Below are 13,155 nucleotides of genomic sequence, written 5' to 3'. Positions count from 1 at the left end.
ACGCTCGGACGCATGCCCCGTCGTGTCACCGCCGTCCTCCTCGCCGCGTCGGGATCGGTGCTCGCGCTGGCCGCCCTGGCTGCTGCCGTCCTCGCCGCGCACACTGATCCGGAGCGGGTGCTCGTCGTGGGAGAGCTCGGGCCGGGGACCCTATGGGAGGTCACGTGGATCGGCGGCGGCCTCGCCTTCGTCGTCGCCCTCCTCATCGGGACGTGGACGATCACCGCGCGTGCGCACCGGGTGATCCGCATCGGCGCGATGTCGATCGCAGTGGTGACGTCCGTCGGGGTGTCGCTCCTGCTGTGCCTCTACGTCCTGTTCTCGTTGCTCGGCACCGTCCGGTACCTCGATGTCGGCACCGTCGACGGCCAGATGGTGGCGGTGGCCGAGGGGTCGTCGCTCGCCGGGGTGTCGGTCTCCGTGGGCCGTCGGGAAGGCTGGTTCTTCGTCCCCGCGCCGCCCTCCGCTCCGGACCGGTCACCCTCCTTGATGAGCGTGGACGGCGGGCCGCCGCCGTCGAGCGACGGCGGCTACCGCGTGCGGCGTGCCGGCGGCGACGTGGTGGTCACGTTCTCGATCGCGGGCGAGGAGCACGAGCTCCGCGGCGGATCCTCGTCCGCGCGCGACGGCGAGGAGGCGGCCCGCGCTCGATGACGGCGCCTCACGCGTCCGTCGCGGCGTCCGCGTCCCGCCGCGACCGCTCCCGCACGCGTTCGATGTGCTCCCGCATCGCGGCGGCCGCCGCCTCCGGGCCCTCGGCGACCGCGGCGATGATCGCGCGGTGCTCGTGCACGGCGTCGTCGGCGTCGTGGACGCCCGTGCGCATCGTCTGCCGCATGCGGTGGACGCGGGTGGAGATCGCCTCCGACATGTCGAGGAGGAACGGGTTGGCCGTGGCCTCGAAGATCCGGTGGTGGAAGTCCCAGTCGACGACGAAGTACTCGCGGATGAGCGCGACCGGCATCTCCGCGCCGTCGCCGGCCGCGCGGATCCGCCGGGTCGTCTCCTCGTGCGCCGCGAGGGCGTCCTCGAGCGCGGGCACGAGCCGGCCCGGGTCCGCGGCGGCCAGCGCCGTCGCGCCGCCCTCGAGCACGAGCCGCGCGTCGAACAGCGCCTCCAGCTGCTCTCCCGCGATGGGCGGCGCCACCCGGTAGCCCTTGTGCGCCTCGCGCGCCACGAGACCGGTGCGCTCCAGTTGCACGAGCGCCTCGCGCACGGGCGTGGGGGAGACGTGGAGGTCGCGCGCGATCTGGTCGATGGCGAGGCGGGAGCCGGGCTCCATCGCGGATCCCATCAGCATGTCGAGCACGAGGTCGTAGACGCGGTCGCGCAGCCCCTGCCGGGCGGGCATCGCGGTCGGGTCGAGCGGGAGGCCGGTGGTCACCAGGACAGTCTGCCGTCAGCGGGCGGCGTCGGGCGCCGGCCGGGCCGCTGCGCGCGCGTGCACCTCGTCGAGGATGGCCCTCACCGCCCGCGGTTCGTGGGCGAACCGGCCGAGGAACAGGCCCTCGACGTCGTGGCCGATCCGCGTGAGGAGGCCCGGGCCGGCGCTGCCGCCGTAGATCACGGCCGATCCCGGGTGCGCGGCGAGCGCCCGCACGTGCGCCCGCAGCTCCCGGCACACCCCGCGGATGTGCGCGTCGGGCGCCGGCTCGGCCGCGCCGATCGCCCACCGCGGCTCGTACGCGACGACGATGCGCCCGGCGTGCCCGCGCTCGGCCGCGAGGGCGAGCGCGTCGTCGAGCTGGCGGACGCACTCCCGGGCCGCGGAGGCCGGATCCTGCCTGGCCTCCTCGCCGACGCAGAGGATCGGCACCAGCCCGGCCCGCAGCGCCGCGTCCGCCTTCCGCCGCACGACCTCGTCCGTCTCGCCGAACAGGCGCCGTCGCTCGGCATGCCCGACCTCGACGAAGGCGCCGCCGAGCTCCCGGATCTGCCCGCCCGACACCTCGCCCGTGAATGCGCCGGCGTCCTCGCTCGCGAGATCCTGCGCGCCCACGGCGGCGAGCCCGTCGAGGATCCCGACGGCGGCCGGCACCGACAGGTACGACGGCAGCACCACGAGCTCCGCCTCGCCGCCCGCCGTCGCCGGATGCGCGCGCGCGATCGCCGCGACGGCCGCGCACCACGCGACCGTCTCCGCGTGGCCGAGGTACATCTTCAGGCTCACGCCGATCACGACAGGGGGCGCGGCCACGCGCCTACTTCGCCTCGTACGCGCGGATCTCGTCGACCTTGTCGGCCGACGCGCTCGACGTGTCGAACTCGTACGTCAGCCACTCGCGCACGTTGCGTCGGGCGAGCTCCAGCCCCACGACCCGCTGCCCCATGCAGAGCACCTGCGCGTCGTTGGAGAGCACGCTCCGCTCCACCGAGAAGCCGTCGTGCGCGGTGACGGCGCGGATCCCCGCCACCTTGTTCGCCGCGATCGCCATGCCGAGGCCCGTGCCGCAGATCAGCACGGCCCGGTCGGCCTCGCCGCGCGCGACCATCTCGGCCGCGGTGGTCGCGACGGTCGGGTAGGCGGTGTGGCCGTCGGCGTCGACGCCCACGTCCACCACCGAGGCGACGAGGCCGCTCGCCTCGAGGTCGGCCTTGATCGCCTCCTTGTGGTCGTAGCCCGCGTCGTCCGCGCCGACGACGATGCGCCAGGTCCTGGTCATCCGGTCCTCCTCATGGTGGTGCTGCTGATGGTGTCGATGGATCTCACCGGTCGGCGAGCGCGCGCCCGACGGCCGCGGCGATGAGCGCGAGCGAGATCGCGCCCGGGTCGGCGGTGCCGACGGAGCGCTCGCCGTGCGACCGGGCGCGCCCGATGCCGGGCTTCATGGCCGCGGTCGCGTCGGCGGCCTCCTGCGCGGCGTCGCTCGCGGCGGCCCACGCGTCGGCGAGCGATGCGCCCGAACCGACCCGCTCGGCCAGCACGTCGGCGAACGGCACGAGCGCGTCGACCATGGTCTTGTCGCCGAGCGCGGCCTTGCCGTGGCTGATGACGGCGTCGCGCGCGGCGCCCACCCCGCGGGCCACCCGGTCGGCGCTGACGGGATCCGCGTCCGCGTCGTCGAGCGCGTCGCCGACGGCCTGGAGGATCAGCCCCCAGAACGCCCCCGAGGTGCCGCCGCCCTTGTCCGACCACGCGTCGCCCGCGAGCCGGAGCGCGGTGCGCGCGCCGGCGCCCTGCGCGACCGCCGAGGTCGCGCGCTCCGAGGCCGCGCGGGATCCGCGCAGCATCCCGATGCCGTGGTCGCCGTCGCCCGCGACCGCATCGAGGCGGCCGAGCTCGTCGGCGTGCTCCGCGACGACCGCGTGCACGGCGTCGAGCGCGGCCGCGATCCGGGCGGCCGCCTGCCGCGACGCGTCGGTGGCGTCCGGGATCGCGGCGTCGACCTCGTCGGCTTCGCGCGCGTCCACCGGCTGCAGCGCGGATCCGTCGAACGCCCCGCTGCGGAAGGCGGGGGTGTCCGCCGGCGCCGACCACAGCCGCTCCAGCTCCTCGTCGAGCCAGAACAGCGTGAGGGAGGCGCCCGCCATGTCGAAGCTGGTGCAGAACTCGCCGACCTGCGGATCCACGAGCGTGATCCCCGCCTCCTCGAGCAGGTCGGCCACGCGCGTGAACACGACGAACAGCTCCTCGGTCTTCACGGATCCGAGGCCGTTGAGCACGGGCACGACGCGGGCGCCGCGCACGGACACCCCGTCGGGGATCTCGGCGTCCGCCAGCAGCTGCTGCACGAACAGCTCGGCCAGGCCGTCCGCGGAGGGGATGTCGGTCTCGTCGATGCCGGGCTCGCCGTGGATCCCGAGCCCGACCGCCATGCGCCCCTCCGGCACCGAGAACAGCGGCTCGTCCGCGCCCGGCAGCGTGCAGCCGGTGAACGCGACGCCCATCGAGCGCGTGCGCGCGTTCGCGAGGCGGGCGACGCGCTCCGTGTCGTCGAGGTCGTAGCCCGCGGCGGATGCGGCGCCCGCCGCCTTGAAGACGGTGAGGTCGCCCGCGATGCCGCGGCGCTTCGCCTCGTCCTCGGGGGAGGCGCTGAAGATGTCGTCCGTCACGACGACCGTGCGGCAGTCGATGCCGTCGCCGCGCACGCGCTCCTGCGCGTCGTCGAAGTGCAGCACGTCGCCCGCGTAGTTGCCGTAGAGGAGGAGCGCGCCCCGGCCCTGCTCGCTGGATCGGATCACCGACTCGACCTGGTGCGCGGAGGGCGAGGCGAAGAGGTTGCCCATCGCGGCGCCGTGCGCGAGGCCGGGACCGACCAGCCCGCCGAACGCGGGGTAGTGGCCGGCGCCGCCGCCGATGACGACCGCCACCTCGGGCTCGACCGCCCGCGTCGCGCGGGAGACCCCGCCGTGCACGCGCCTCACCCACCGGCCGTTGGCGCGGACGAAGCCGTCCGTCATGTCGTCGGCGAAGTCAGCGGGGTCGTTCCAGAGCCGGGTCATCCGTGGTGTCCTCCTCATCGAGCACGTGAGGAGATCCTATAGGATATTGGATCCAGTCGGCAGGGCCGCGGGCGCCTACCGGTCGACGAGCGTGATCTCGAACGAGTACAGGTCGGGCCGGTAGCAGTGCTGGCCGTACTCCACGGCGCGGCCCGAGCTGTCGAACGCCGTGCGCGACATGGTGAGCACGGCGCCGCCGCGCGGCAGGTCGAGCAGGCGGGCCTCGGACGCGGTGGCCGCGCGGGCGCCGATGCGCTGCTTGGCGACCCGCATGATCACGCCGCGGCCGCGCAGCAGCTGGTACAGCCCGTGGGTGGCGAGGTCGTCGGGATCCAGGTCGACGAACGGCGCGGGCAGCACGTTGTCGAGGATCGCGAGCGGCACGCCGTCGGCCGTGCGCAGCCGGGTGAGGTGCAGCACGGGGCTGCCGACCTCGACGCCGAGCGCCTCGGCGACCCTCTCGTCGGCCTCGCCCCGGGACGACGACAGCATCTCGGTACGCGGCGTCTGGCCCTGCCGCTCCAGGTCCTCGTAGAGGCTCGTGAGCTCGACGTTGCGGGTGACCCGGCCGTGCACGACCTGCGTGCCGATGCCGCGGCGGCGCACGAGCAGGCCCTTGTCGACGAGGTCCTGGATCGCCCGGCGGATGGTCGGGCGCGAGAGCCCGAGCCGGGTGCCGAGCGCGATCTCGTTCTCGAGCCGCGCGCCCGCGGGGAGGGTGCCGTCGTGGATCGCCGTCTCCAGCAGGTTGGCCACCTGGTAGTAGAGGGGGACCGGACCCGAGCGGTCGAGCGCGAGGAACAGGTCGGGGGGCAGGATCTGCTCCGGTTGCGTCACGTCGATCGCTCCCTCGTAGGTCAGGTCAACGCCTCATCCTGGCATGCGGTCGTTCAGCGGCCCGCCGCCGGCGACGCTCCCTCCTGACCCGTTCCCGGGTCGCGCGCGAGCTCGTGCGCCAGCGAGTCGAGCTCGGCGCCGCCCGCCATGAGGCTCGTGAGCTCGCCGAGCGTGATCTCGTCCTTCTCGAACGTGCCGAGGCTGGATCCGCGGTTGAGCAGCAGGAACCGGTCGCCCACCGGGAACGCGTGGTGCGGGTTGTGCGTGATGAAGACCACGCCCAGCCCCCGGTCGCGTGACCGCGCGATGTAGCGCAGCACCACGCCCGACTGCTTGACGCCGAGGGCCGCGGTGGGCTCGTCGAGGATCAGCACCCGCGCGCCGAAGTGCACGGCCCGGGCGATGGCCACGCACTGGCGCTCGCCGCCGGACAGCGTGCCGATCGGCTGGTCCACGTCGCGCAGGTCGATGCCCATCTGCGCGAGCTGCTCGTGCGTGATGGCCTTCATGGCCGCCACGTCGAGCCGGCGGAACGGCCCCTTCCCCTTCGTGATCTCGGAGCCGAGGAAGAAGTTCCGCCACACGGGCATGAGCGGCACGACCGCGAGGTCCTGGTACACGGTCGCGATGCCGGCCTGGAGCGCGGCGCGCGGGGATCCGAGCGTCACGGGCTCTCCGTCGAGGAGCATCGTCCCCTCGCTCGGCGCGTGCACGCCCGCGAGCATCTTGATGAAGGTCGACTTGCCGGCGCCGTTGTCGCCCAGCACGCACGTGACCTGGCCCGCGGCGACCACGGTCGAGACGCCCGTGAGCGCGTTGACCGCGCCGTAGCTCTTGCCGAGGTCGCGGACCTCGAGGATCGTCGTGCCGGCGGGCGGCAGCGGGGGAGTGGGGCGCCCGCCGGCCTCCTCGGCCGCTCCCGGGACGGCGCCCGCGAGGGGCTCGGACGCGAGGGGCTCGCCCGCGAGGGGCTCGGACGCGGCGCTCGCGCTCGTCTCCGCGCTCATCGTCCGCCTCCCGCCCGCGTGCGCACCAGGTTGTTGAGGAGCACCGCCGCGAGGAGCATGACGCCGAGGATCGTGCGGAGCCAGTTCGTGTCCCACTGGGCGAAGGTGATGCCCTGGAAGACCATTCCGTAGATCAGCGCGCCGAGCGCGGCTCCGATGGCCGAGCCGAAGCCGCCCGTGAGCAGGCACCCGCCGACGACCGCGCAGATGATGTAGATGAACTCCTGGCCGACGCCCGTGTTCGCCTGCACCGTGGAGGTGCGGAACAGCGAGATCATGCCGACGAGCCAGGCCGCGCCCGCGGTGCCCATGAAGAGCCCGACCTTGGTGCGGAAGACCGGGACGCCCACCTGGCGGGCGGACTCCTTGGCGCCGCCGACCGCGAATATCCAGTTGCCGGCGCGGGTGCGCAGGAGGATCCACGTGGCGACGGCCGCGACCGCGAACCACCACAGGACCGAGACGTAGAAGTTCCCGCCGCCGATCGGGAGCGACGACCCGAAGATCGGCTGGATGGCGTCGTAGGACGGCACCTTCGTCATGCCCTGGATCGCGACCTGGCCGGTGATGAGCTTCGTGACGGCGAGGTCGACGCCCGCGAGCGCGAAGAACGTGCCGAGCGTCACGATGAAGCTCGGCAGGCCGGTCTTCATCACGAGGAAGCCGTTCAGCGCGCCGACCGCGAGGGCCGCCGCGAGGGAGACGAGCACCGCGACCCAGATGCTGAGTCCGTAGTGCGACGTGAGGATGCCGACCACGAGGGCCGAGAAGCCCGTCATCACGCCGGCGGAGAGGTCGAACTCGCCGCCGATCATGAGCATCGCCACGGCGACCGCCATGATCCCGAAGGTCGATGCCGACTCGAGCCACACGCCCGCGCCGGCGAGGGTGAGGAACTGCGGCGTGTAGAGGGAGAAGAACACCAGCACGGCGAGGGCGGCCACGAGGGCGCCGATCTCCGGTCGGGCGAGGATCTTGCGGATCGGCCTGTTCTCGAGGCGCGGCCTCGTGGCGATCGTCACGATGTCCGTCGTGGTCAACGCGGGGCTCCTTCGGTGAGCGTCGGGGAGTGCGGTGCGGTGCGGTGCGGTGCGGTGCGGATGGAGGGGAGCGGGCGGCGGGCCGGGCGCTTCGGGCGCGCCCGGCTCGACCTGCTAGCGGGTGCCGTTCTTCGCGAACTCGGCCACCTGCGCCGCGTTGTCCTTCGTCACGAACGCGGGACCGGAGTAGACGGGCTGGCCGCCGCCGATGACGTTGCCGTTCGTGGCGTAGAGGTCGAGCGCGGTGATCCCGAGGAAGCCCTGCACGTAGGGCTGCTGGTCGACCGCGAACAGGATCTTGTCGGCCTCGACCGCGCTGACGACGTCCTCCGAGAGGTCGAACGTGCCGATCTTCGCCGAGCTGCCCGACTCCTCGACCGCGCCGACCGCGTCGATCGCGTACTGGCCGCCGAGCGTGAGCACGCCGTCGATGGACGGATCCGCCTGCAGCTTCGACTTGATGGTCGCCTTCACGTCGGCGTCGTTGGTGCCGTCGACCTGGAGGTTCGCCATCTGGCCGGAGAAGGCGCCCGCCGCGGACGAGCAGCGCTCCTCGAGGCCGACGTTGCCGGCCTCCTGGATCACGCAGAGCGCGTTCTTCAGGCCCGCGTCACCGAGGCGCTTGCCGACGGCCTGGCCCGCGACCGTCTCGCTCTGGCCGATGTGGGTGAGGGCGCCGAACTCGGCCGAGCGCTCGATCCCGGAGTTGATGGTGACCACGGGGATGCCCGCGGCCACGGCCTTCTCGACGCTGTCCTTCACGCCGTCCGGGTTCGCCATCGAGACCACGATCCCGTCCACCTTCTGCGCCACCGCGTTGTCGATGAGCTGGGACTGCTTGGCGGGATCCGGGTCCGCGTTGTACGTGACGGTGGCACCGTACTGGCCGCCCGCGGTCTCGGCGCCCGACTTCACGCGGTCCCAGAAGGCGTCGCCCGGGCCGGAGTGCGTGACCACCGCGAACGTGAGGTCGCCGCCGCCGCCGTTCGCGCCGCCCGCGGTGGGCGCGGCCTCCTGGCCGGTGCCCGCGCACGAGGTGAGGAGGAACCCGGCCGCGACCGCGAGGCCGAGGGGGGCGAGGAATCTGTTCTTCATCGAATGCTCCTTGTCGGGCGGACGCCCGCGCGCGGGGTCCTGGACGTCGTCGTCGGGGCGATCATCGACCCGCCCGACCTGCTTTGTCAACACATGCTGACAAGACGGATCCCAGTCGTGACCCGTCGTCGTCCGGCGGGCTCCCCGCCCGGTCCGACCCTCCAGTGTGCCGCCTCCTCGGGCCATCCTGCGCGCACGACGGCGCCCGACCGCTGCGTGCGCGGTCCGGCGTGGTCGTGCGTGGGGCCCCTCGGGCTCAGAGCGAGACGGGCACCGCCACGCGCTCCTCGGCCGAGCGCTGGGCCGCGTCCGCGAGCACGAGCGCCGCGCGGCCGTCGGCGAACGTCGGGCTGTCGGAGGCCTCGCCGCGCGCCAGGCGGATGAAGGCGCGCAGCTCCGCGACGTACGCGGCGGCATAGCGCTCCAGGAAGAAGTCCTGGTACGGCGGCTTGCCCTCCACGCTCGCGGCGGTCGAGACGCTGACGAGGCTCGTGAGCGCGTTCGACACCTGGAGGGATCCGCGCGACCCGAACGCCTCGATCCGCTGGTCGTACCCCACGGCGCTGTGCCGCGAGTTGGTGATGACGACGAGCGCGCCGGTGGACGCGCGGAGCGTCACGACCGCCGTGTCGAAGTCGCCGTGCTCGCGTGCCCCGGGGTCGAAGGTCGTGGATCCGGTCGCCTGCACCTCCACGATGTCGGGCAGGAAGTACCTCGCCATGTCGAGGTCGTGGATGGTCATGTCGCGGAAGATCCCGCCGGAGACCGCCACGTACGCGGCCGGCGGCGCGGCCGGGTCGCGGCTCGTGATCGACAGCTGCTCCAGCTCCCCGATCTCGCCGGCGGACACGCGGGCGCGCGCCTCCGCGAATGCCGGGTCGAAGCGGCGGTTGAAGCCGAGCGCCACGGGCACGCCGGAGGAGAGCACGCGCGGGAGGAGCGCGTCGACCCGGGCGATGTCGAGGTCGATGGGCTTCTCGCAGAGCACGGGCAGGCCCGCGTCGATCGCCTGCGCGATGAGGTCGACGTGCGTGGGCGTGGGCGACGCGATGAGGACCGCGTCGATGCCGCCGGACGCCATCATCGCGGCGGCGTCCTCCGTGACCGTGCCGCCGAGGCGCGCGGAGAGCGCGCGGGCGCCGTCGACGAAGGGGTCGCAGATCCACGCGAGCTCCGCGTCGGGATCCGCGGCGATGTTCGCGGCGTGGACCTGGCCGATGCGGCCGGTGCCGATCAGGCCGAAGCGCAGGGGGGTCGTGGTCATGTCGTGGATCCTCGTGTGTCGTGGTGGTGGTGCCGGTGCGCGGACGGTCGCGCGCCGGATCAGGCCCAGGTGCGGAGCGCCTCGCGGTTGACGCGCTGGTCCTCCGTGCGCTCGGCCCGGAAGCGGCGGATGTCGGCGTCGGGCGCGTTGAGGACGTCCTGCTCCACCACCACCCAGCCGTCGTAGCCCTGCGCCTCGATCGCGGCCATCACGCGCGCGAGGTCGACGTCGCCCCGGCCGAACGCCACGAAGGCGCCCGAGGACCAGACCTCGCGCATGCCCCCGCCCGCGGCGAGCACGCGGCGGAGCTCGGCGCCGTCGACGTCCTTGAGGTGCAGGTGCGTGATCCGCGCGCCCCAGCGGGCGATCGCCGCGAGCGGGTCGCCGCCCGCGATGACGAGGTGGCCGGTGTCGAGCGTGAGCCCCACGTCGACCTGATCGAGGAACCGGTCGATCTCCGCGGGCGACTCCACGAAGGTGCCGGCGTGGTGGTGGAAGGTCGGCTCGAAGCCCGCGGCGCGCGTGATCTCCGCGGCCCGCGCGGTGTTGCGGACGAGCCGCGACCACGCGGCGTCGTCGAGCGGGTCGGCCTCGGCGCCGCGGCCGGGGGCGGCGGCGCGGGTCGCGGATCCGGCGTCGGCGAGCGTCGGCAGCGGCAGGCGCGCGGGCCCGGCCTCGGCGGCCTCCTGGAAGACGCGCAGCGATGCGTGGAGCTCGGGGAGAGCGGCCTCGAACGCGTCGTCGTCGGAGAGGGGGAGCTGGATCCAGCCGCCGGCGAGCTCGAGGCCGGCGCCCGCGAGCCGGGCGCGCAGCTCGCGGCCGCGGCCGAGGTAGCCGACGGGGCCGAGGTCGATGCCGGAGTAGCCGGTCTCGGCGAGCGCCTCGACCATGTCGTCGGGGGCGACGACCTCGGCGCCCTCGGGCGTCAGCTCGAACACGCCGAAGCTCACGGGCGCGCCGGCGACGGTCGCCCTCACGCGGCGGCCGCAGCGGGTCGGGTGGGGCGGGCCGTCGCGGCGGCGCGGGATGCGGGGGTGGTGCGGGTCTGGACCATGCGGCGTCGCACTGCTCCTCGGGCCGTCGAGCGGGATGTTTGTCCTGACGATAGTACGTGGGTGCGGTCCTTCGCCACGGTCCGGCCGGTGTCGCCGGCGCGCCGCGACGAGCGCGTGACGAGCCGGTGACGATCCGGTTGCGGCCCGCCGCCCGAGGCCCCGCCCGGCCTACGCTCGACGGGAGATCCCCCGCGCGGGGGAACCCGCGACGCCGAGGGGGACGACGCCATGCACGACACCCAGACCGCACCCGGATCCGGATCGGGATCCGCCGCCGTGACGCCGGGGCGCCGCGCGACGCGGGTCCGCCGCGTCGCCCGCCCGCTCGCCGTCGCGACCGCGCTGGCCCTCGGCCTCTCCGCGCTCGTCGCGTCGCCCGCCGAGGCCGACACCGTCGCCATCGCCGACGTGCAGGGCACCGGCAGCGCGACCCCGTTCGCGGGTCGCGTCGTCACGGTCGAGGGCGTCGTCACCGCCGACTACCGCGGGGCGAGCGGGTACGCCGGCATCGTGATCCAGACCCGGGGCTCCGGGGGCGCGACCGATGCGACGCCGGGCGCCTCCGACGGGATCTTCGTCTACCTCGCGAACGCCGACCCGGCCGTCGCGATCGACGACCTCGTGCGCGTCACGGGCACCGCGTCCGAGCGCCAGGGCCAGACCCAGATCTCGGCGACGGCGACCGACCTCGTCGAGGCCGGCGTCGGCGTCCCCGCCGCCACCCGGCTGCCCGACACGCTCCGCGGCGCCGACCGCGAGTCGCTCGAGAGCATGCTCGTGACGCCGACGGGCGACTACCGCGTCGGATCCGCGCACCAGCTCGACACCTTCGGCACGCTCTGGCTGAGCGCGGGCGCCGACCTGCCCGTCAAGGCCACCGACGTCGTGCGCCCGGGCGCCGAGGCCGACCGCATCGCCGCCGACAACCGCGCGCGCCGGCTCCTCCTGGACGACGGCTACAACATCCAGCTCACGAACGCCGCGTACCCCGCGGGCGCGACGCAGCCCTACTACTCGGCCGACCGCGTGGTCCGCAACGGCGACGTGCCGGTCTTCCCGGCGACCCCGTACGTGCTCGCGTACGGCTTCGACGACTGGCGCCTCCAGCCGACGACGCCGCTGACCTCGCTCGACGCGGCCGGCCGCGTGCCGACCTTCCAGAGCGCGAACCCGCGGCCCGCGTCCTCGCCCGAGGTGGGCGGCGACGTCCGCATCGCCGGCTTCAACGTCCTCAACTACTTCACGACGCTCGGCGAGCGCGGCGCCGCCACCTCCGAGGAGTTCCAGCGTCAGCGCGCGAAGATCGTCACGGCGATCACGGGCCTCGACGCGCAGGTCGTCACGCTGATGGAGATCGAGAACTCGACCCGGTTCGGCGAGCCAGCGGACACCGCGACGGCCGACCTCGTGCGCGGGCTGAACGACGCCGCGGGCAAGCCGGTCTGGGACTACGTGCGCACGCCCGCCGCGCTGCAGTCGACGCCCACCGACGAGATCCAGAACGCGATCATCTACCGGAACGACGCCGTGACGCCCGTCGGGGCCGCGGCCACGCAGATCGACGAGACCGTGTGGGGCAACGCCCGCGAGCCGATCGCGCAGTCCTTCCGCGGCGGCGACCGGACGTTCACGGTCGTCGCGAACCACCTCAAGTCGAAGTCCGGGTCCGGCACGCAGCCCGCGGACGGCCAGGGCTTCTTCAACGCCGACCGGGTGGCGCAGGCGAAGGCCGTGGCGCGCTTCGCGTCCGAGCTGCAGGCGTCGAGCGGATCCGACCTCCTCTACCTGCTCGGCGACTTCAACGCGTACTCGGAGGAGGACCCGATCCAGGCCCTCCGCGACGCCGGCTTCGTCGACCTCGTGGCCGCGAAGGCCCCCGGCGAGCGCACGTACTCGTTCGACGGCGAGGTCGGATCGCTCGACCACGTGCTCGCGACCCGCGCGGGCGCCGCGGCGGTCACGGGCGTCGGGGTCTGGGACATCAACGCGCCCGAGTGGGCGGCGCGCGAGTACGGCGGGGCCGCCACCGACGGATCCAGCGCCTTCCGCTCGAGCGACCACGATCCCGTGAAGGTCGGCCTCGACACGATCCGCGAGGCGTCGACCCTCGTCGGGTACGCCGACCGCCTGCTCGTCCGCAGCGGGCAGCCGGTGACGTACTCCGTGCGGCTCGCCGCCGGCGCCACGGCCCCGACGGGCCGCGTGCAGATCCTCGACCGGGGCCGCGCGATCGCGTCCGTCGACGTCACGGCGGACGACGCCGGGCGCGCGACGGTGACGCTGCCGAAGCTGTCCCGCGGGATCCACCTGATCACCGCGAGCTACGCGGGCGACGACCGGGCGAAGGGGTCCCGCACCGTGTGGCCGTCGATCGTCCTCGTCTGGTAGCCGCTGGCCGAACGCGGAATGCGCGG

12 protein-coding genes are annotated in these 13,155 nt (G+C 74.1%); 2 read left to right on the top strand and 10 right to left on the bottom strand.

What is annotated here, in order from left to right:
- Positions 1-12: 12 nt before the first annotated feature.
- A complete protein-coding gene (locus ITJ44_RS05565; RefSeq protein ID WP_194633719.1) occupies positions 13-654 on the top strand; it encodes a hypothetical protein in 642 nt (213 codons plus the stop codon).
- Between the two features lie 7 nt (positions 655-661).
- Here ITJ44_RS05565 and ITJ44_RS05560 read toward each other — a convergent pair whose 3' ends face one another.
- The 10 genes from ITJ44_RS05560 to ITJ44_RS05515 form a co-directional block, all read right to left on the bottom strand.
- Positions 662-1,384 (bottom strand): GntR family transcriptional regulator, encoded by a 723-nt coding sequence (locus tag ITJ44_RS05560; RefSeq protein WP_370551624.1) that lies wholly within the window; start codon positions 1,382-1,384, stop codon positions 662-664.
- Positions 1,385-1,399: 15 nt separating this feature from the next.
- Positions 1,400-2,197: a triose-phosphate isomerase gene (locus ITJ44_RS05555; protein WP_370551623.1), complete on the bottom strand. Its 798-nt coding sequence runs from the start codon at positions 2,195-2,197 to the stop codon at positions 1,400-1,402.
- 4 nt (positions 2,198-2,201) lie between these two features.
- A complete protein-coding gene (locus ITJ44_RS05550; protein WP_194633718.1) occupies positions 2,202-2,663 on the bottom strand; it encodes a ribose-5-phosphate isomerase in 462 nt (153 codons plus the stop codon).
- A 43-nt stretch (positions 2,664-2,706) separates the two neighbouring features.
- Positions 2,707-4,443: a dihydroxyacetone kinase family protein gene (locus ITJ44_RS05545; RefSeq protein ID WP_194633717.1), complete on the bottom strand. Its 1,737-nt coding sequence runs from the start codon at positions 4,441-4,443 to the stop codon at positions 2,707-2,709.
- A gap of 75 nt (positions 4,444-4,518) precedes the next feature.
- Entirely contained in the window at positions 4,519-5,280 is a 762-nt protein-coding gene (locus tag ITJ44_RS05540) for a GntR family transcriptional regulator (protein WP_194633716.1), read from the bottom strand.
- Positions 5,281-5,333: 53 nt separating this feature from the next.
- Positions 5,334-6,287, bottom strand: a complete 954-nt coding sequence (locus ITJ44_RS05535) for an ATP-binding cassette domain-containing protein (protein ID WP_194633715.1) — start codon at positions 6,285-6,287, stop codon at positions 5,334-5,336.
- Entirely contained in the window at positions 6,284-7,327 is a 1,044-nt protein-coding gene (locus tag ITJ44_RS05530) for an ABC transporter permease (RefSeq protein ID WP_194633714.1), read from the bottom strand. The genes ITJ44_RS05535 and ITJ44_RS05530 overlap by 4 nt, the downstream gene beginning before the upstream one ends.
- Before the next feature lie 114 nt (positions 7,328-7,441).
- Positions 7,442-8,422, bottom strand: coding sequence for a sugar ABC transporter substrate-binding protein (locus ITJ44_RS05525; RefSeq protein ID WP_194633713.1), 981 nt, complete (start codon positions 8,420-8,422; stop codon positions 7,442-7,444).
- Positions 8,423-8,678: 256 nt separating this feature from the next.
- Positions 8,679-9,686: an inositol 2-dehydrogenase gene (gene iolG / locus ITJ44_RS05520; RefSeq protein ID WP_194633712.1), complete on the bottom strand. Its 1,008-nt coding sequence runs from the start codon at positions 9,684-9,686 to the stop codon at positions 8,679-8,681.
- Between the two features lie 59 nt (positions 9,687-9,745).
- Positions 9,746-10,663 (bottom strand): sugar phosphate isomerase/epimerase, encoded by a 918-nt coding sequence (locus tag ITJ44_RS05515; protein ID WP_194633711.1) that lies wholly within the window; start codon positions 10,661-10,663, stop codon positions 9,746-9,748.
- Positions 10,664-10,969: 306 nt separating this feature from the next.
- Here ITJ44_RS05515 and ITJ44_RS05510 point away from each other — a divergent pair, with 306 nt between their 5' ends.
- A complete protein-coding gene (locus ITJ44_RS05510) occupies positions 10,970-13,129 on the top strand; it encodes an ExeM/NucH family extracellular endonuclease (protein WP_194633710.1) in 2,160 nt (719 codons plus the stop codon).
- Positions 13,130-13,155: the final 26 nt, after the last annotated feature.

The sequence above is a fragment of the Clavibacter sp. VKM Ac-2873 genome, assembly GCF_015351075.1.
In the GTDB taxonomy this organism is placed as follows: domain Bacteria; phylum Actinomycetota; class Actinomycetes; order Actinomycetales; family Microbacteriaceae; genus Clavibacter.
The sequence above is the reverse complement of the archived record's forward strand: the minus strand, read 5'-3'. Positions and strand labels throughout refer to the sequence as shown.